The sequence below is a fragment of the Leclercia sp. LSNIH8 genome (genome assembly GCF_002920195.1).
GTDB lineage: Bacteria > Pseudomonadota > Gammaproteobacteria > Enterobacterales > Enterobacteriaceae > Enterobacter.
The window spans coordinates 277,853-295,916 of record NZ_PQJY01000003.1 but is presented as its reverse complement, the minus strand read 5'-3'; the positions used below and the strand labels follow the sequence as shown (position 1 = coordinate 295,916).

At 58.8% G+C, this 18,064-nt stretch carries 16 protein-coding genes; 10 read left to right on the top strand and 6 right to left on the bottom strand.

Annotated features, from left to right (window positions below; all coding sequences use genetic code 11):
• The 4 genes from C3406_RS09860 to C3406_RS09845 are packed head-to-tail and all read right to left on the bottom strand — an operon-like array spanning position 1 to position 3,869.
• The gene (locus C3406_RS09860) at positions 1-825 is read right to left on the bottom strand and encodes an ABC transporter permease subunit (RefSeq protein WP_199182711.1); all 825 of its coding nucleotides are present in this window, start codon (positions 823-825) and stop codon (positions 1-3) included.
• Positions 822-1,649, bottom strand: coding sequence for an ABC transporter permease (locus C3406_RS09855; RefSeq protein ID WP_103821998.1), 828 nt, complete (start codon positions 1,647-1,649; stop codon positions 822-824). The genes C3406_RS09860 and C3406_RS09855 overlap by 4 nt, the downstream gene beginning before the upstream one ends.
• A gap of 53 nt (positions 1,650-1,702) precedes the next feature.
• Positions 1,703-2,848: an extracellular solute-binding protein gene (locus C3406_RS09850; RefSeq protein WP_103821999.1), complete on the bottom strand. Its 1,146-nt coding sequence runs from the start codon at positions 2,846-2,848 to the stop codon at positions 1,703-1,705.
• 34 nt (positions 2,849-2,882) lie between these two features.
• Entirely contained in the window at positions 2,883-3,869 is a 987-nt protein-coding gene (locus tag C3406_RS09845) for an ABC transporter ATP-binding protein (RefSeq protein ID WP_103822000.1), read from the bottom strand.
• Positions 3,870-4,019: 150 nt separating this feature from the next.
• Here C3406_RS09845 and C3406_RS09840 point away from each other — a divergent pair, with 150 nt between their 5' ends.
• Together C3406_RS09840 and C3406_RS09835 are read left to right on the top strand one after the other, a co-directional pair.
• Positions 4,020-4,778 (top strand): MBL fold metallo-hydrolase, encoded by a 759-nt coding sequence (locus tag C3406_RS09840; protein ID WP_103822001.1) that lies wholly within the window; start codon positions 4,020-4,022, stop codon positions 4,776-4,778.
• Positions 4,775-5,803 carry a LacI family DNA-binding transcriptional regulator gene (locus C3406_RS09835; protein WP_103822002.1) on the top strand — a complete coding sequence of 343 codons (1,029 nt, stop codon included), beginning with the start codon at positions 4,775-4,777 and terminating at the stop codon, positions 5,801-5,803. Before C3406_RS09840 ends, C3406_RS09835 begins: the two co-directional genes overlap by 4 nt.
• On the opposite strand, the gene C3406_RS09830 is transcribed toward C3406_RS09835, so the two are convergent.
• On the bottom strand, positions 5,800-7,293 hold the full coding sequence (locus C3406_RS09830; RefSeq protein ID WP_103822003.1) for an MFS transporter: 1,494 nt from the start codon (positions 7,291-7,293) through the stop codon (positions 5,800-5,802). The genes C3406_RS09835 and C3406_RS09830 overlap by 4 nt on opposite strands.
• A 116-nt stretch (positions 7,294-7,409) precedes the next feature.
• On the opposite strand from C3406_RS09830, the gene C3406_RS09825 reads away from it, so the two are divergent.
• The 8 genes from C3406_RS09825 (at position 7,410) to mazF (ending at position 17,162) form a co-directional block, all read left to right on the top strand.
• On the top strand, positions 7,410-7,985 hold the full coding sequence (locus C3406_RS09825) for a TetR family transcriptional regulator (RefSeq protein ID WP_103822004.1): 576 nt from the start codon (positions 7,410-7,412) through the stop codon (positions 7,983-7,985).
• A 198-nt stretch (positions 7,986-8,183) separates the two neighbouring features.
• Complete coding sequence (locus tag C3406_RS09820; RefSeq protein WP_103822005.1) at positions 8,184-9,575, top strand: NarK family nitrate/nitrite MFS transporter; 1,392 nt, start codon at positions 8,184-8,186, stop codon at positions 9,573-9,575.
• 66 nt (positions 9,576-9,641) lie between these two features.
• The gene (locus C3406_RS09815; RefSeq protein ID WP_103822006.1) at positions 9,642-13,361 is read left to right on the top strand and encodes a nitrate reductase subunit alpha; all 3,720 of its coding nucleotides are present in this window, start codon (positions 9,642-9,644) and stop codon (positions 13,359-13,361) included.
• A 17-nt stretch (positions 13,362-13,378) separates the two neighbouring features.
• Positions 13,379-14,923, top strand: a complete 1,545-nt coding sequence (gene narH / locus C3406_RS09810) for a nitrate reductase subunit beta (protein WP_103822007.1) — start codon at positions 13,379-13,381, stop codon at positions 14,921-14,923.
• On the top strand, positions 14,923-15,618 hold the full coding sequence (gene narW / locus C3406_RS09805; protein WP_103822008.1) for a nitrate reductase molybdenum cofactor assembly chaperone: 696 nt from the start codon (positions 14,923-14,925) through the stop codon (positions 15,616-15,618). The genes narH and narW overlap by 1 nt, the downstream gene beginning before the upstream one ends.
• Positions 15,615-16,295, top strand: a complete 681-nt coding sequence (narI, locus tag C3406_RS09800; protein WP_103179651.1) for a respiratory nitrate reductase subunit gamma — start codon at positions 15,615-15,617, stop codon at positions 16,293-16,295. The genes narW and narI overlap by 4 nt, the downstream gene beginning before the upstream one ends.
• A 292-nt stretch (positions 16,296-16,587) precedes the next feature.
• Complete coding sequence (locus C3406_RS09795) at positions 16,588-16,836, top strand: AbrB/MazE/SpoVT family DNA-binding domain-containing protein (RefSeq protein ID WP_103822009.1); 249 nt, start codon at positions 16,588-16,590, stop codon at positions 16,834-16,836.
• Complete coding sequence (gene mazF, locus C3406_RS09790) at positions 16,836-17,162, top strand: endoribonuclease MazF (protein WP_103822010.1); 327 nt, start codon at positions 16,836-16,838, stop codon at positions 17,160-17,162. The genes C3406_RS09795 and mazF overlap by 1 nt, the downstream gene beginning before the upstream one ends.
• A gap of 28 nt (positions 17,163-17,190) precedes the next feature.
• On the opposite strand, the gene nhoA is transcribed toward mazF, so the two are convergent.
• Entirely contained in the window at positions 17,191-18,036 is an 846-nt protein-coding gene (gene nhoA / locus C3406_RS09785; RefSeq protein WP_103822011.1) for an N-hydroxyarylamine O-acetyltransferase, read from the bottom strand.
• Positions 18,037-18,064 lie beyond the last annotated feature (28 nt).

Genomic DNA, 18,064 nt, shown 5'->3' with positions numbered 1-18,064 from the left:
TTATTTCCCCAGCTTCGACAGCATCTCAGGGCGCATAAATTTATGGATCACCAGCATAAAGATCACCGACGGCACCAGCAGAATCAGCGCCGTAATGGAGGACATCTGATAATTCCCCGACATGCTGGCGGTATAGAGCAGTATTGGCAGCGTGTTGATCTCCGGCGCGCCGACAAAGAACGTGGCGGTAAACTCATCCAGCGACTCGAGAAAAACAAAGATGCTGGCGGCAATCAGCCCGGGGGCGGCCTGCGGCAGGATGATATGGAAAAAGGTGTAGACCGGCCCGGCGCCCAGATTGCGTGACGCCCGCGCCAGCAGCGGATCGAGCGCCGAGAACGCCGCAACGCTTATCCAGATGGAGTACATCAGCCCGTGCACGCTGTGCACCAGCACTACCCCGGCAATCGTCCCGTTCAACCCCCACTGGTAGAAGAGCCGCGCCACGTTCATATAGACCGTCAGGTTCGGGTAGGCCTGCGGGATCAAAAACAGCAGCATAAAGAAGGCGCGGCACGGCATGGACCGGTGCGAAAGCGCGTACCCTGCCGGGATTGAAATCAGCAGACACACCACCACCGACAGAAGAGCTATCAGGACGCTGATGGACAACGAGCCGGAGACGTCACTGTAAGGGCTAAAAACCTGCCCCCAGTACTTCAGCCCCCACTGACCGGGCAAGGTATGCGGGAAAAACCAGCTCTCCGCCACCGTCCAGATCAGCAGGTTAAGCAGCGGGCCAAACAGCGCCAGCACCAGAAAGGGGAGTAGAAGGGTTTGTAGAATAAAGCTGCCGCGAATTCTTTTAAACAGCGCGTTGATCAGGGATTTCCTTTTGCATTCAGGCTGTGGCGCAGATAGAACCAGGACATCGCGGCGCACATCAGGTATGAGATGACCCCCATCGCGTTAGCAACCGGATAGTCGCCATACGAGTTGACGCGAAATGCCATATCGACGGTCATCATCGTCGGGGTGCCAGTGCCGATCATCAGGGGAACTGACAGCACCGACATCATGGTGACCGTCGATAACACCATCGCGATGCCAATGGTCGGCAACACCTGCGGCAAAATAATGTCGAACAAGATACGCATCCGGGAGGCCGCGAGGTTTTTCGCCGCCAGAATATGGGTAGACTCCACCGCCGCCATGGCGCCGCTAATCAGCAGCGTGGTAAAGGCCATCTGTTTCCAGACAAAGGTAATAATGATCCCGCTCCAGCCCAGCAGCGAGGTGGTCTCCATCGGCGTCATTACGCCGAGGGCAACCAACGTATTGTTCATCAGGCCGTTCTTTGCCAGGAAGGTCCGCATCATCTGCGCGGCAACGATGAATGGGATAAACAGCGGCAGGCGGTATAAAAAGGCCAGCGCTTTAACGAGACGACGACAGGGCGAGAGCACAATCACGGCGGAAATAGTGATGGAGAGCAGCGCCAGGATCGCCAGTGAAACGAGCACAATGATCAGGGTAAAGAGAATATCGTTCGAATAGAGGCTAAACACTTTTTCAAAGTGCGCCAGCGTCAAACCTGTTTCATGGGTAAAAGCCGAAATAAGCGAATAGCCCAGCGGCCAGAGAAAGAAGATGCCAATCATCAGCGTCGCCGGAATAACCAGCAGGAAAGCGTGAAATGTCTGTCGCATGAATAATCACCGCTAAAGGTGCCTGGCAATAATCTGCCAGGCACGCCATACCCTCAGTTCGAAACCTGGCTCTCGTAACCTTCTTTGATAGCGTCAAAGTAGGGTTTGAGAGGGAAACTTTTGCCATTTTCCGCTAAGGTTTCCGGTGAAATTTCCGCGAACAGCTTCTGCCACGTCGCATCGTCCAGCGCCCCTTTCACATATTTCGCGTCGATGCCCGGGTACCAGTTAAATTGCTTCACGATCCCCTCAGCCTGAATCTCCGGGCTGGTCGCCAGCTCAATAAACTCCTGCGCCAGTTTTGCCTGCGCGGCTTTGGCCGGGATGACGTAATACATTGGCTGCCCCGGCATACCGGGTGCGATTAAGGTCAGCTTAATGGACGGCGGCAGCTTGCCCTGATCTTTCCAGCTGTAGAACATATCCACCCATACTGGCCCCATAGCAATTTCGCCCCGGCTGAGCATATCCAGCGTCCCGGCATTGCCCGGCGTAAAGGTGATGTTTTTATTAAATTCTTTCAGCTTCGCCCAGGCCGGCCCCCACTCTTTTTCAACCCCTTTATCATATGGCAGCGCGGTAAGGCGCTCGGCTGGCGTACCGTAGGCGTAGATCCAGCCCACCACAAAGCTCACGCCTGACATACCGTTTTTGATGCCGTTATAGCCGAAGGCTTTGGGATTTTTTTCCGACCATTGCACCAGCTCGTCGTAAGATTTCGGCGGAGTGGTGATGAGGTCGCTGTTGTAAGCCATCGCCGTCTGGCTCAGGAACATAGGCATCACGTAGCCGTCAACGTTGACCCCCAGCGCGTTTTTGGCGTTCTCTGCGGTGGTCATGGTGCCGGTTTTCACCGCCTGGCGGTAATTCTCAAGCAGCCCTTTTTCCACCAATTGGCCGCCTGCGGCCTGATGGACCACCGCCACATCTATATCCCAGCTTTTCGCGCCGCTCTGCGCCTGCGCCGTCAGCTTTTCAACGATCTTATTTGATCCGGCATCGCCGGGCCCGGTGCCGACTACCTGCACTTTTACCCCCGGATGGGCGGCCTCAAATTTCGGCCCCAGCCAGGTTTTGACGTAATCCACCATATTCTGGTCCCCGGCGGTGGCCACGTTGAGTACCGTTTCGGCATGCGCAGCGTGCAGGCAGCCCAGATAAAGTGCGGCAGTGATAGCCATTTTTGTTTTTACGGACATGAATGATCCCCAGAAAAGTGTGTGTCGGTTGGCATTACAAAGCAGGTTCAAAGGCATGGAGCGCAGCATCAGGCACATGCAGCACCACCGGCGAACGGTCAGGCCAGCATGTTGCGGAGTCTGCGAGTAAGATCTTTCCCCCACAGCGCACGCTGTGCCGGTAGTGATGACCCAAGAAGGCACTCTCCTCAACAATCCCTTCGAGGGTTAATCCTCCCGGTGCGGACGGCGGCAATGCGGCATGCATGGCGATATCGGCGCTGCGAAAATAGAGGGTTCTCCCCTGCCCGTCATCAGGAGTGATGCAGTTATCCGCCCCCATAAAATCGGCGACGAAAGGCGTTGCCGGGCGATGGTAAATCGCCTCCGGGGTGCCGATCTGTTCGATGCGACCGTTATTGAGCACGGCAATTCTGTCAGCCATCACCAGCGCTTCCTGCTGGTCGTGAGTGACGATCAGCGAGGTAAAACCGAGTCGCTTTTGTAGCGCTTTGATCTCATGGCGCACATTGAGGCGCACTTTGGCATCCAGGTTCGACAGGGGCTCATCGAGCACCAGCACATCCGGTTCAATTGCCAGCGCCCGGGCCAGGGCAACCCGCTGACGCTGACCGCCAGAAAGGGCTGTCACCTTTATTTCCGCATAACCTTCGAGGTTAATTATTTTTAATAGCGCCTGCACCCGACGGGTTATTTCCTCTTTTTTAACGCGACGGACTTTTAACCCGTAACCGATATTTTGCGCGACCGTCAAATGCGGCCACAACGCATAACTCTGAAATACCATGGTGATATTTCGCTGTTCCGGGGAGCTGTGGGTGATATCCCGGCCATTAATCGCCACGGTACCGGAGTGCACGGGTAAAAAACCGCATAACGCATTGAGCAGCGTCGTCTTTCCGCAGCCAGAGGGGCCGAGAAGCGCGATCATCTCGCCCTTGCCGACTGCCAGATGGATATCGTGAAGGACAATATTATTCCCGTAGGCAACTTTCAGTTTATCTATTTGCAAATAACTCACGCACGATCCCTTAATTCTTTCACGTCGCCGATGAACACGTGTTCATTTCTTTGTAAAAAAAACGCAACGTTCCAGCGCCATTATGTGCGCCTACTGTGTCGTCTGTTTGTGACAATTTGATTAAGTCCGCAAAATTTTTGGTGAGGCGAAATGAAAATAGATATTCTGGGTTGCGGCAGTGCTTTCTCCCTGCTGAATAATACGTCGGCAATCCGGGTCATTGATAACGCGGGCTATGAGGTGCTGATTGATTGCGGGCCAACCATTCCCCGGGCGTTATGGCAGCGGGGACTGGAGGTGAACGACATTGATGCCCTCTTTTTCACCCATATCCATCCGGATCACTGCACCGGGCTGACGGCGCTCCTTAACCACTGGAAAAGCTTCCAGCGAACGAAACCGCTGATTATCTGGTCGCAGCCTGCCCACCGCCCGGCACTGCTTCAACTGGCAAACCTCGCGAACTGGCCGGAAAGCGGGCTCTGCTTTGCTATCGACTGGCGCGACAGCACGCCGGAGTGGCGCTGGCAGAACTGGATCCTGCGGACCGCCTTTACCCATCACGAAATCCCGAACCTGGCCCTGCGAATTGAGGCGCCCGGCGCCACCCTGTTTTACAGCGGTGATGGCCGCCCGACCCCGGAAAGTATTGCCCTGATGGCAGGAGCCGATCTGGCCTTTCAGGAGTGCGCCTCGGCAACAGCGCTGCCCGACGATGCCTCGCATGGCGATTTCCCCGACTGCCTGGCGCTCTTCACCCGGCTCAAACTGCCTGCGCTGGGCCTCTATCATTGCCACGACAGCGCCCGGCCTATCCTGGCGCAGGCCTGTCAGCCCCATCCTGGTCTGTTCGTCAGCGAAGAGGGCATGACCATCGAGCTGCCCCTTCGCCGGGAGGAAACACGGTGAGCGACGCGCCTCGCAAGCAGACGGTGACCGCCGAGGATGTGGCGAGAAGAGCGGGCGTTTCCCGCGCCGTGGTCTCCCGCGCCCTGAGCAGCAACGGCAGCATCTCCCCCGCCACCCGGGAAAAGGTCTTACAAGCCGCCCGGGAGCTCGGCTATCAGGTGAATTTTCTCGCCCAGGGATTGAACCGCCAGCGGAGCCAGCTGATTGGGGTGATCGTCGCCCGCATTGGCGATCCCTTTCGCAGCAGCCTGCTGGAGGGATTACTCCATGAGATCCAGCGGCGCGGCTACCAGGCTCTGGTGAGCGAGATCACCGGCGAGGAGGATCTGGTTAACACTCTGCGACGCTTCACCCAGTTTCGCGTCTCCGGGGTGATTGTCACCTCCGGCAGGCCGCCGAAAGCTATCGTGAATGAGTGCGTCAGCCAGCAGATCCCGGTGGTCGGTATTAACCGCCCTCCCGACATGCCGTGGGTGGATTTTATCTGCTCAGATAACCAGCGCGGCGCACAGCTGGCCGCCGAACAGCTCTGGCGCGCCGGGTGCCGTCGCTTCGGCTGGCTTAATCACCCGGCCTCCACCTGGGCGGGCATGATGCGGGGCGAGGCATTTGTCCATGCGCTGCAACAACTAGGGGTCGACACCCTGCGCCAGCTCAGCTGGCTCGCCGCCCCGACGGAGGGTTACGATGGCGGGCTGGCAACCGCCCTGGGTTATCAAGGCGAGCTGCCGGAGGGGATTTTCTGCGCCAATGCGCAGCTGGCCTGCGGGTTTCTGGATGGGATGCGCCAGCGAGGCAAATCGGCCCCGCACGATTTTCATCTGATTGGCTTCGATAACACGCCGCAAAGCGGTCAGTTAAGCTATCAACTGACTACGCTGCATCAGGATGTCGCCGGGATCGCACGCCGCGCGCTGACACGGCTGCTGGCGCGGGCGCAAAACCCGCACCAGCCTTCGCAGGTGGAGTGGGTGAATGTAGAGCTGGTTTACCGACTCACCTCCCCCCGGCCCGAAGGGGTTTAGCCCCCGTCGCGCGGCGCCTTCGCCAGGCTAAACCAGATCCCGACGGCCAGCACCAGCAGCATCCCGCCTGCGCTGCCCAGCGCCACGCTGTGCGAGGTGATAAACGCCGTTTTCGCTGCCTCAATCACCGACTCAGCAAGGGTTGGCGGCAGATCCTGCGCAACCTTCAACGCCTCGCCGATGGAGGAGGACGCGTGCTCCTCCAGGCTGGCATTCAGCCCCTGCGGTAATTCAATGGACGCCGAGAAGCTGCGGGTCAGCAGCAGCCCGAAGATGGCAATCCCCAGACCGGCGCCCAGTTCATAGGACATGGTTTCAATCGCCCCGGCAGCGGCGGCTTTCTCTTTTGGCGCGGCGGCCATAATGGCTGAGGTCGAGGCCAGCAGCGCGCTGGCGGCGCTGAACCCCAGCAGCACCATCAGGCTCCAGGCCTGCCACTGCTGGGTGCTGAAGTCGAGCATCGACAGGCCAATGAAGCTGAGCGCGCTCAGCCCCATGCCGCCGGTCGCCACGATCCGCAGACCCAGACGCCCGACCAGCACCCCGGCGATCGGCCCGCTAAAGCCGCTGGCGACCATTACCGGCAGCATAAACATGCCTGCCTCAAAGGGGGTGAAGCCGTGGACAAACTGCAGCTCCTGGGCCATCAGCAGCTCAAAGCCCACCAGGGCGATCATCGCCGTCATCGCCATCACCACCCCGCTCAAAATAATGCGATGGCCGAACAGCCGCAGGTCGATCATCGCCGTGCGGGCGCGAAGCTGAATGCGGACAAACGCCAACAGCATCATTGCCCCGGTCAGCAGTGTCCCCGCCACCAACCACGGCGATATTGCCCCTTTAAGCGCAGTTTTGGCGCTGTAGACCAGCAGCAAAATCGCCACAATCAGCATCAGGGCATGGGTGATGTTAAGCGGCTGCTCGGGTCGGCCCTGCTGGGCGGGCACAAAACGCGCCGCCAGGGAGACCACCAGCAGGACAATGGGGACGTTGATTAAAAACACCGCGCCCCAGTAGAAGTGCGCCAGCAATATTCCGCCAATCAGCGGGCCGAAGGCCGCCCCGCCAGATCCCACCGCCGCCCAGACGCCGAGGGCAATATTACGCCGACGCGCATCCGGGAACAGGGTGCGGATCCCGGCGAGGGTGGCGGGAATGATCATCGCCGCCCCGATGGCAAGCAGCGCCCGCGCTGCAATCAACCACCCGGCGGAGGGCGCAAACGCCGCCGCCAGCGACGAGAGGCCGAACAGGCTACTGCCCAGGATCAGCAGGCGTTTAAACCCGATACGATCCCCAAGCGCCCCCATCGGCAGTACCATCCCGGCCATCACCAGCGAGTAGATATCAATGATCCACAGCAGTTCGTTGCCGCTGGCATCCAGGGTCATGCTGAGCGTCGGCGCGGCAACGTGCAGCACCGTGGCATCGATCGCGACCGGGATATAGACCAGCACAATAATCACTAACACTAACCACTGACGAAACATAACTTTCCTTATTTGACCAAACCTGGACACATGTCCAGATTGCGATCCTACGGAAAGTTGAACGCGTGTCCAGCTTTTTTGTTACACTGGTTATCCCCCAGTTGAGAGTTAAAATAATGAGCTATCTGAGCAAGGATGAGCGGCGGGAAGAGATCCTGCAGGCGGCGATGCGCGTGGCGCTGAGCGAAGGCTTTACCGGGATGACCGTCAGACGTATTGCCGCCGAAGCAAAAGTGGCGACCGGCCAGGTGCACCACCACTTTGCCTCCGCGGGTGAATTAAAGTCGCAGGCCTTTATCCGCCTGATACGCGCCCTGCTGGATGCCGAAATAGTCGCGGAAAATGCCAGCTGGCGCGAACGCCTGCATGCCATGCTCGGCAGCGACGACCGCAGTTTTGAGCCCTACATTCGCCTGTGGCGGGAAGCCCAGCTGTTAGCCACCCGCGATGCCGAAATAAAAGGCGCGTATGTGTTAACCATGGAGATGTGGCATCAGGAGACGGTAGCCATCATACGCGCGGGTGAACAGGCGAAAGCCTTTAATCTGAAAGACAGTGCTGAGAACGTCGCCTGGCGGCTCATTGGCCTGGTCTGCGGGCTGGACGGGCTCTATGTGTTATCCATGCCGCAGATGGACGATGCCGCATTTAATCAGCATCTTGATACGTTAATTACCCTCGAGCTGGGCTAATCATCAACATCTCTTAACTGTTACGATTTGTAACACAATAAGCGAACCCACTTCTCCCTTCTAAACTCATGGGTTCGTTTTTTATATCTATCCTTTCAGAAGACTCCCAAAAACATCTAATAATCTCTCACCAAAAATTCAGGTCTCTGCCTGAATGACTTTCTCTTTCTGCCATTTACGGATATGCAAGAGGGTAATATGTCACAACAAGCTGAGAAGAATAATCCTTATCTGTTAAGCAACTGGAAACCGGAAAACGCCGCATTTTGGGAAAATAAAGGCAAGCCGATTGCGCGACGAAATTTGGTTATCTCCGTGGCCTGTTTGCTGCTGGCGTTCTGCGTCTGGATGTTATTTAGCGCGGTGGCGGTCAATCTGAATAAGGTCGGTTTTAATTTTACGACCGATCAACTGTTTATGTTAACCGCCCTGCCTTCGCTCTCCGGGGCAATATTACGTGTTCCCTACTCCTTTATGGTGCCTATATTCGGTGGCCGTTACTGGACGGTATTAAGCACCGTCATTCTGATTATTCCCTGCGTCTGGCTGGGTATTGCGGTGCAAAATACCGCTACCCCCTATTCGGTATTTATTATTATCGCCCTGCTGTGCGGCTTTGCCGGTGCCAACTTCGCCTCCAGCATGGGCAATATCAGCTTTTTCTTCCCCAAATCGAAACAGGGCAGCGCGCTGGGTATTAACGGCGGGCTGGGCAACCTCGGCGTCAGCGTGATGCAGATGGTGGCCCCGGTGGTGATCTTCCTGCCGATGTTTACCTTTCTCGGGGTACATGGCGTGCCGCAGGAGGATGGCTCGTCCCTGTTTCTGGCGAACGCCGCCTGGATCTGGGCCCCGCTGCTGCTGCTGGCAACCGTTGCCGCCTTTTTCGGTATGAACGACATCGCCAGTTCAAAAGCAACCATCGCCAGCCAGTTGCCGGTGCTCAAACGTCTTCATCTGTGGCTGTTGAGCCTGCTCTATCTGGCGACGTTCGGCTCGTTTATCGGCTTTTCCGCGGGGTTCGCCATGTTGTCGAAAACCCAGTTCCCGGACGTTAACATCCTGCATCTGGCCTTCTTCGGCCCGCTGATTGGCGCGCTGGCCCGCTCCGCTGGCGGGGTGATCTCCGACAAGCTCGGCGGCGTGCGCGTCACGCTGGTGAACTTCATCTTTATGGCGGTGTTTACCGCCCTGCTCTTCCTTACCCTGCCAGGCTCCGGTTCCGGCAGCTTTACCGCCTTCTATCTGGTGTTTATGGGGCTGTTCCTTACCGCCGGGCTGGGTAGCGGCTCGACCTTCCAGATGATCGCTGTCATCTTCCGGCAAATCACCGTCTATAGAGTGAAACTGCGCGGCGGCACAGAGGAACAGGCGCAGAAAGAGGCAGTTACCGACACCGCGGCCGCGCTGGGCTTTATCTCGGCCATTGGCGCCGTGGGCGGCTTCTTCATTCCCAAAGCCTTTGGCACCTCGCTGGCGTTAACCGGCTCCCCGGTGGGGGCGATGAAGGTCTTCCTGGTGTTCTACATCGTCTGCGTGTTCGTCACCTGGCTGGTGTATGGCCGTCGGCAGAAGCACGTCAAATCATAACGATATTCAATATTTTGTGAGCAGTGTAACCCCGGGGTGGTGCGTCGCCCCGTCAGGAGAAACGTCATGAGTAAATTGTTGGATCGCTTTCGTTATTTCAAACTCAAAGGCGACACCTTCGCCGATGGACACGGTCAGGTGATGCACACCAACCGCGACTGGGAAGACAGCTATCGCCAGCGATGGCAATACGACAAAATTGTGCGATCCACCCACGGCGTGAACTGTACCGGCTCCTGTAGCTGGAAAATCTACGTCAAGAATGGGCTGGTGACCTGGGAAACGCAGCAGACCGACTATCCCCGTACTCGTCCCGACCTGCCGAACCACGAGCCGCGCGGCTGCCCGCGTGGGGCAAGCTACTCCTGGTATCTCTACAGCGCCAACCGCCTGAAGTATCCGCTGGTGCGCAAGAAGCTGATTGAGCTGTGGCGCGAGGCGCTGGCGCAGCACAGCGATCCGGTGCTGGCCTGGAACGCCATCCAGAACGATCCGCAAAAGAGCCAGAGCTACAAGCAGGCTCGCGGACATGGCGGGTTTGTTCGCTCGAACTGGAAAGAGCTGAACCAGCTTATCGCCGCGGCTAACGTCTGGACCATCAAACACTACGGCCCGGACCGGGTGGCGGGCTTCTCGCCCATCCCGGCGATGTCGATGGTCTCCTACGCCGCAGGCACCCGCTACCTCTCCCTGCTGGGCGGCACCTGCCTCAGCTTCTACGACTGGTACTGCGACCTGCCGCCTGCGTCACCCATGACCTGGGGCGAGCAGACCGACGTACCGGAATCCGCCGACTGGTACAACTCCAGCTATATCATCGCCTGGGGCTCCAACGTGCCGCAGACCCGAACCCCGGACGCCCACTTCTTCACCGAAGTGCGCTACAAGGGCACCAAAACCATCGCCATCACCCCCGATTTCTCAGAAGTGGCGAAACTCAGCGATCAGTGGCTGGCGCCGAAACAGGGCACCGACAGCGCCTTAGCGATGGCGATGGGACACGTGATCCTGAAAGAGTTCCACCTCGACAACCCGAGCGACTACTTCCTCAACTACTGCCGCCGCTACACCGACATGCCGATGCTGGTGATGCTCGATCCGCGGGAGGATGGCAGCCTAGTGCCGGGGCGAATGCTGCGCGCCTCCGACCTTGCCGACGGGCTGGGTGAAACTAATAACCCAGAGTGGAAAACCGTCGCCTATACCACCACCGGCGATCTGGTGGTGCCGAACGGCTCTATCGGCTTCCGCTGGGGTGAAAAAGGCAAATGGAACCTCGAGCCGCTGGCGGCAGGCCAGGAGACGGAGCTGGCGCTCTCCCTGCTGGGCACCCACGACAGCGTCGCCGGAGTGGCCTTCCCCTACTTTGGCGGCAATGAGAACCCGCACTTCCGCAGCGTGAAGCAGGAGCCTGTGCTGGTGCGCCAGCTGCCGGTGAAAACGTTGACCCTCGCCGATGGCCGTCAGTTGCAGGTCGCCAGCGTCTACGATCTGATCCTGGCAAATTACGGCCTCGACCGCGGGCTGGAGGATAACCTCGCGGCTAAAGATTACGCCGAGATCAAAGCCTATACCCCGGCATGGGGAGAGCAGATCACCGGCGTACCGCGCCGCCATATCGAGCAGATCGCCCGGGAGTTCGCCGACACCGCCCATAAAACCCATGGCCGGTCGATGATTATCCTCGGCGCCGGGGTGAACCACTGGTATCACATGGACATGAACTACCGCGGGATGATCAACATGCTGGTCTTCTGCGGCTGCGTGGGGAAAAGCGGCGGCGGCTGGTCGCACTATGTCGGCCAGGAGAAGCTGCGTCCGCAGACCGGCTGGCTGCCGCTGGCCTTTGCCCTCGACTGGAACCGCCCGCCACGGCAGATGAACAGCACCTCGTTCTTCTACAACCACGCCAGCCAGTGGCGCTATGAGAAACTCACCGCCCGGGAGCTGCTCTCCCCGCTGGCGGACGCCTCGAAGTTCACCGGCCATCTGATTGACTTTAACGTGCGCGCCGAGCGCATGGGCTGGCTGCCCTCCGCCCCTCAGCTCAACCTCAACCCGCTGCACATTAAGGCTCAGGCCGATGCGGCTGGCATGTCGCCCCAGGAGTACACCGCCCAGGCGCTGAAATCCGGCGATATCCGTATGGCCTGCGAGCAGCCGGACAGCGGCAATAACCACCCGCGTAACCTGTTTGTCTGGCGCTCGAACCTGCTCGGCTCCTCCGGCAAGGGGCATGAGTACATGCTCAAGTACCTGCTGGGCACCGAAAACGGCATTCAGGGCGACGATCTGGGGACGACCGATGACGTGAAGCCGGAAGAGGTGGAGTGGCAGACCGCCGCTATCGAGGGCAAGCTGGATCTGCTGGTGACGCTCGATTTCCGCATGTCCAGCACCTGCCTCTTCTCGGATATTGTCCTGCCCACCGCCACCTGGTATGAGAAAGACGATATGAATACCTCGGATATGCATCCGTTTATTCATCCCCTTTCCGCCGCCGTCGACCCGGCATGGGAATCCCGCAGCGACTGGGAGATCTATAAGGGCATCGCCAAAGTCTTCTCTGAGGTCTGTGTCGGCCATCTGGGCACTGAAACCGACGTGGTGTTGCAGCCGTTACAGCATGACTCCCCGGCGGAGCTCTCCCAGCCGTTTGACATTGCCGACTGGCGCAAGGGCGAATGCGATCTGATCCCCGGCAAAACCGCGCCGAACATCGCCGTGGTGGAGCGTAACTACCCGGACACCTACGAGCGCTTTACCGCCCTCGGCCCGCTGCTGGACAAGCTCGGCAACGGCGGGAAAGGCATCTCCTGGAACACCCAGGATGAGGTCGATTTCCTCGGCAAGCTCAATTACGTCAAGCTCGACGGCCCGGCGAAAGGCCGCCCGCGCATTGAGACGGCCATTGACGCCTCGGAGGTGATCCTCGCCCTCGCCCCGGAAACCAACGGCCAGGTGGCGGTCAAAGCCTGGGAAGCGCTGGCGGAGTTCACCGGGCGCGAACACAGCCATCTGGCGCTGAACAAGGAGGACGAGAAGATCCGCTTCCGCGATATCCAGGCCCAGCCGCGAAAAATCATCTCCAGCCCCACCTGGTCCGGCATTGAGAGCGAGCATGTCTCCTATAACGCCGGATACACCAACGTCCACGAGCTGATCCCGTGGCGCACCCTCTCCGGACGTCAGCAGCTGTATCAGGATCATCTCTGGATGCGCGCCTTCGGCGAAAGCCTGGTGGCCTATCGTCCGCCGATTGATACCCGCAGCGTCAGCCATATGCGCGAGATCCCGCCGAACGGCTTCCCGGAGAAAGCGCTCAACTTCCTGACCCCGCACCAGAAATGGGGCATCCACTCAACCTACAGCGAAAACCTGCTGATGCAGACCCTGTCGCGCGGCGGGCCCATTGTCTGGATGAGCGAAACCGACGCCCGGGAGCTGGGCATTGAGGATAACGACTGGATAGAAGCCTTCAACGCCAACGGGGCGCTCACCGCCCGGGCGGTGGTCAGCCAGCGCGTGCCGCCGGGCATGACCATGATGTACCACGCCCAGGAGCGCATTCTGAACATCCCCGGTTCGGAAGTGACCGGACGGCGTGGCGGCATTCATAACTCCGTGACCCGCGTCTGTCCGAAACCAACCCATATGATTGGCGGCTACGCCCAGCTCGCCTACGGCTTTAACTACTACGGCACCGTAGGCTCCAACCGCGACGAGTTCATCATGATCCGCAAAATGAAAAACATTAACTGGCTGGATGGCGAAGGTAACGACTAGGTACAGGAGGCGAAAAAATGAAAATACGCTCACAGGTTGGCATGGTTCTGAACCTTGATAAGTGCATCGGCTGTCATACCTGCTCGGTGACCTGCAAAAACGTCTGGACCGGGCGCGAAGGAATGGAATACGCCTGGTTTAACAACGTCGAAACCAAGCCGGGCATCGGCTACCCGAAAAACTGGGAGGATCAGGAGGTGTGGCAAGGCGGCTGGATCCGCGGCATCTCCGGCAAGTTGACCCCGCGGCTGGGTGGCAAGCTGGGGGTGCTGTCAAAAATCTTCGCTAACCCACAGATGCCGCAGATCGACGATTACTACGAGCCCTTTACCTTCGACTACCAGGATCTGCATCGGGCCAAAGAGAGCGAGCATCTCCCTACCGCCCGTCCACGCTCGCTGATTGACGGCAAGCGCATGGATAAAATCAAGTGGGGACCGAACTGGGAGGAGCTGCTGGGCGGCGAGTTTGAGAAACGCGCCCGGGATCGCAACTTCGACCGGATGCAGAAGGAGATGTACGGCCAGTTCGAAAATACCTTCATGATGTATCTCCCGCGCCTGTGCGAACACTGTCTGAACCCGAGCTGTGCCGCCACCTGCCCGAGCGGTGCCATCTACAAGCGTGAAGAGGATGGCATTGTGCTGATCGACCAGGACAAATGCCGCGGCTGGCGTCTGTGCATCAGCGGCTGTCCGTACAAAAAAATCTACTTCAACTGGAAGAGCGGGAAATCGGAGAAATGCATCTTCTGCTATCCGCGTATCGAATCGGGCCAGCCTACCGTCTGCTCGGAAACCTGCGTCGGACGCATCCGCTACCTCGGCGTCCTGCTCTATGACGCAGACCGTATCCAGGAGGCGGCCAGCACCGAGCATGAAACCGATCTCTACGAACGTCAGTGTGACGTGTTCCTCAATCCGAACGACCCGGCGGTGATTGAAGAGGCGCTGAAACAGGGCATCCCCCAGAACGTGATTGATGCTGCCCAGCGCTCCCCGGTCTACAAACTGGCGATGGACTGGAAGCTGGCCCTGCCGCTGCATCCGGAGTACCGCACCCTGCCGATGGTCTGGTATGTTCCGCCGCTGTCACCGATCCAGTCTTACGCCGATACCGGTGGCCTGCCACAGACCGACAGCATCCTCCCCGCGGTGGAAAGCCTGCGCATTCCGGTGCAGTACCTGGCGAACATGCTCAGCGCGGGCGATACTGGCCCGGTACTGCGCGCCCTGAAACGCATGATGGCGATGCGCCACTACAAACGTTCCCAGACCGTGGAAGGCGTAACAGATACCCGCGCCATTGAGGAAGTGGGGCTGAGCGTGGAACAGGTGGAGGAGATGTACCGCTATCTCGCCATCGCCAACTACGAAGATCGCTTCGTGATCCCGACCAGCCACCGGGAAATGGGCCGGGACGCCTTCCCGGAGCGCAACGGCTGCGGCTTTACCTTCGGTGACGGTTGCCACGGCTCCGACACCAAATTCAATCTGTTCAACAGCAGCCGCATCGACGCTATCAACATCACCGAGGTGCGCGAACATGGGGAGGGAGAGTAATGCAGATCCTCAAAATTATCGCCCTGCTGATTGAGTACCCGGACGAGGCGCTGTGGGAGAGCCGCGACGAAGCCCTCGCCCTGGTGGCGCAGGACGCCCCGAGGCTGCTGCCATTTGCGCAGGACTATCTCAATGCCCCGCTGCTCGACCGGCAGGCGGCGTGGTGCGAGGTGTTCGAGCGCGGGCGTGCCACCTCGCTGCTGCTGTTCGAGCACGTACATGCTGAATCCCGGGATCGCGGCCAGGCGATGGTCGACCTGATGAACCAGTACGAGCAGGCCGGCTTGCAGCTCGACTGCCGCGAACTGCCGGACTATCTGCCGCTCTATCTGGAGTATTTGAGCATCCTGCCCGAGGCGCAGGCCCGGGAGGGACTGCAGAACATCGCGCCGATCCTAGCGCTGATTGGCGGGCGATTAAAACAGCGGGAGGTAGCGCAGTATCAGCTGTTCGACGCCCTGCTGAAATTCGCAGGCAGTAAGCTATCAAGTGACAGTGTCACGCAGCAGGTGGCAGGCGAAAAACGGGATGACACCCGCCAGGCGCTGGATGCGGTCTGGGAAGAGGAACAGGTGAAGTTTATTGAAGATAACGCCACGGCCTGCGACAGCTCGCCGATGCAGCAATATCAACGACGCTTTAGCCAGGACGTCGCGCCCCAGTATGTGGAAGTCAGCGCCGGAGGCCCAAAATGACACACCATCTGAACGTCTTTTTCTTCGATATTTACCCCTACATCTGCGCCGCGGTCTTTTTCCTCGGCAGCTGGTTGCGGTATGACTACGGCCAGTACACCTGGCGCGCCTCCTCCAGCCAGCTGCTGGATAAGCGCGGCATGAACTGGGGCTCTAACCTGTTCCACATCGGCATTCTGGGGATTTTCTTCGGCCACCTGTTCGGGATGTTGACCCCGCACTGGATGTACGCCTGGTTTTTGCCGATGGCGGTGAAACAGCAGCTGGCGATGATCGCCGGGGGGATCTGCGGGGTGTTGACGCTGATTGGCGGCTCGATGCTGCTCTACCGTCGCCTGTTTAATCAGAGGGTACGGGCCACTTCGACTACGCCGGATATCGTCATTATGAGTATATTGCTGACCCAGTGCGTGCTCGGCCTGACGACCATTCCGTTCTCGGCGCAGTACCCGGACGGCAGTGAGATGCTCAAGCTGGTCGGCTGGGCCCAGGGGATCGTCACCTTCCGCGGCGGCTCATCGGAGATGCTGAGCGGCGTGGCCTTCATTTTCCGCGTCCATCTGGTGCTGGGGATGACCATTTTCCTGATCTTCCCTTTCACCCGCCTGGTCCACGTCTGGAGCGCGCCGTTTGAGTACATTACGCGGCGTTATCAGCTGGTGAGATCCCGAAGATAATCCCCAGCCACGCCGGGTGGCGGAGGTAAAAGCAAAACGGCAGCCTCGTTGCCTTTTTTGATGTTTGCACCCTCTCCCTGTGGGAGAGGGTTGGGGTGAGGGCAACAGACCGCACAACAACGCCGGGTGGCGGCTGCGCCTTACCCGGCCTACAAAGCGCACCACACCGTAGGCCGGGCAAGCGCCAGCGCCGCCCGGCGTTGTCAGCCCTCCCATGTATCAACAATGTTGACACATAAAAACCACGCAGCCTATGATAGTGATACTTTGTATTAACATCTGGAGTATTTATATGCCGCAGGTCACCGTTAAAAAATGGGGGAACAGTCCTTCTGTCAGGCTTCCCGTCGCGGTTATGCGTGAGGCAGAACTGAACGTAGACGATGTGGTAAATGTTAATGTCGACGAAGAGGGACGGATAATTTTGACACCGGTAAAAAGGGACGAACCGACGCTGGAATCGCTGCTCGCGGCAATTACTGACGACAATCTGCATAACGAAATCACATTTGGGGAACCGCAAGGCAAGGAGCTGCTGTAATGGACTACATCCCGGAAGCGGGTGATATCGTCTGGCTGGATTTCGATCCGCAGTCAGGACATGAACAGGCAGGTCACCGCCCTGCACTGGTTATTTCACCCGCCAGCTACAATGGACGCACCGGTTTAATGCTCTGCTGTCCACTCACATCGCAAATCAAAAACTACCCCTTTGAAGTGGCTATTAGCGGTTCACGCCGCAACGTCGCCCTCGCGGATCAGATCAAAAATCTGGACTGGCGGGCGCGAAACGCAGTGAAAAAGGGAACAGCCACCGCCGAAGAGCTGGATGCCGTGAGAATGCGCGCTAAGGTTTTAATCGGCTAACAGAAAGGGGCTTACGCCCCTTCCCGCTCTATTTCCCCGCCTGCGGATGGGTTTCAAACCCGGCCATCACTGCCGTGAGTTCCGCCAGCGTAAAGCCGTGCTTCGGATCATCCACCCCCAGCCCAAACCGCTCCTGCATCACCTGATAAAGTGCTTCTGCATCCGGCAGGTTAACCTGCTCCACCGCGTGGCCGTCCTGCCAGTGGGTGAAGTGGAAGTTGGTAAGGGTCAGTTTGCCGCCGTCCGGCAGATGGCGACACATCAGCAGATGATGACGGAAATGGGACTGCGGCCAGTGCGCTGACCAGAAGTTGCCCAACACGTAATCGGCCTGGTATTGCGCGGTGAGATCGAAGTGATACATCGATTGCCAGTGCTCGTGGTGACGGAACTGTAGCACCCAGTCGCTGCCGTCGTTGATTAGGCGGTACAAACCGTGCGGCGTGGCCTGCTCTTCTTCGGCGACTAAACGGATGGGCGCGGTCAGGGTCTGCCCGCCAAAACCGACGTCGGCGATCCAGCGTTCACCCTCCAGTTCCACCAGCAGCAGACGGTGGGTGCGCGGTGGCATCTGGGCCGGATTCGCCAGCACCACCCGACCCAGCAGGCTGCGAACGTTAAAGCCCACCTCACGCAGCACCCGCTCGAAGAGCCCGTTCTGCTCAAAGCAGTAGCCCCCGCGGCGGGCGGTGACCAGCTTATCGACCAGGGATTGATCGTCGAGCTGGATTTCACGCGGCAGCACTACATCGATATTCTCAAACGGGACGGCGCTGTTGTGATGCAGGTGCAGGCCCCGCAGGGTGGCGATGTCCGCAGAAACCGGCTGCTGCCAGCCGGTACGGGCGAGATAAGCGGTCAAAAACGGGGTCATAGTCAGTTCCTTTTACAGTTTTCCTTGT

Coding starts and splice junctions, on each gene's coding strand:
- narI (WP_103179651.1), top strand. CDS start 15,615: ATGACACACCATCTGAACGTCTTTTTCTTCGATATTTACCCCTACATC.
- narW (WP_103822008.1), top strand. CDS start 14,923: ATGCAGATCCTCAAAATTATCGCCCTGCTGATTGAGTACCCGGACGAG.
- C3406_RS09815 (WP_103822006.1), top strand. CDS start 9,642: ATGAGTAAATTGTTGGATCGCTTTCGTTATTTCAAACTCAAAGGCGAC.
- C3406_RS09825 (WP_103822004.1), top strand. CDS start 7,410: ATGAGCTATCTGAGCAAGGATGAGCGGCGGGAAGAGATCCTGCAGGCG.
- C3406_RS09850 (WP_103821999.1), bottom strand. CDS start 2,848: ATGTCCGTAAAAACAAAAATGGCTATCACTGCCGCACTTTATCTGGGC.
- C3406_RS09855 (WP_103821998.1), bottom strand. CDS start 1,649: ATGCGACAGACATTTCACGCTTTCCTGCTGGTTATTCCGGCGACGCTG.
- nhoA (WP_103822011.1), bottom strand. CDS start 18,036: ATGACCCCGTTTTTGACCGCTTATCTCGCCCGTACCGGCTGGCAGCAG.
- C3406_RS09830 (WP_103822003.1), bottom strand. CDS start 7,293: ATGTTTCGTCAGTGGTTAGTGTTAGTGATTATTGTGCTGGTCTATATC.
- mazF (WP_103822010.1), top strand. CDS start 16,836: ATGGACTACATCCCGGAAGCGGGTGATATCGTCTGGCTGGATTTCGAT.
- C3406_RS09840 (WP_103822001.1), top strand. CDS start 4,020: ATGAAAATAGATATTCTGGGTTGCGGCAGTGCTTTCTCCCTGCTGAAT.
- C3406_RS09820 (WP_103822005.1), top strand. CDS start 8,184: ATGTCACAACAAGCTGAGAAGAATAATCCTTATCTGTTAAGCAACTGG.
- C3406_RS09795 (WP_103822009.1), top strand. CDS start 16,588: ATGCCGCAGGTCACCGTTAAAAAATGGGGGAACAGTCCTTCTGTCAGG.
- narH (WP_103822007.1), top strand. CDS start 13,379: ATGAAAATACGCTCACAGGTTGGCATGGTTCTGAACCTTGATAAGTGC.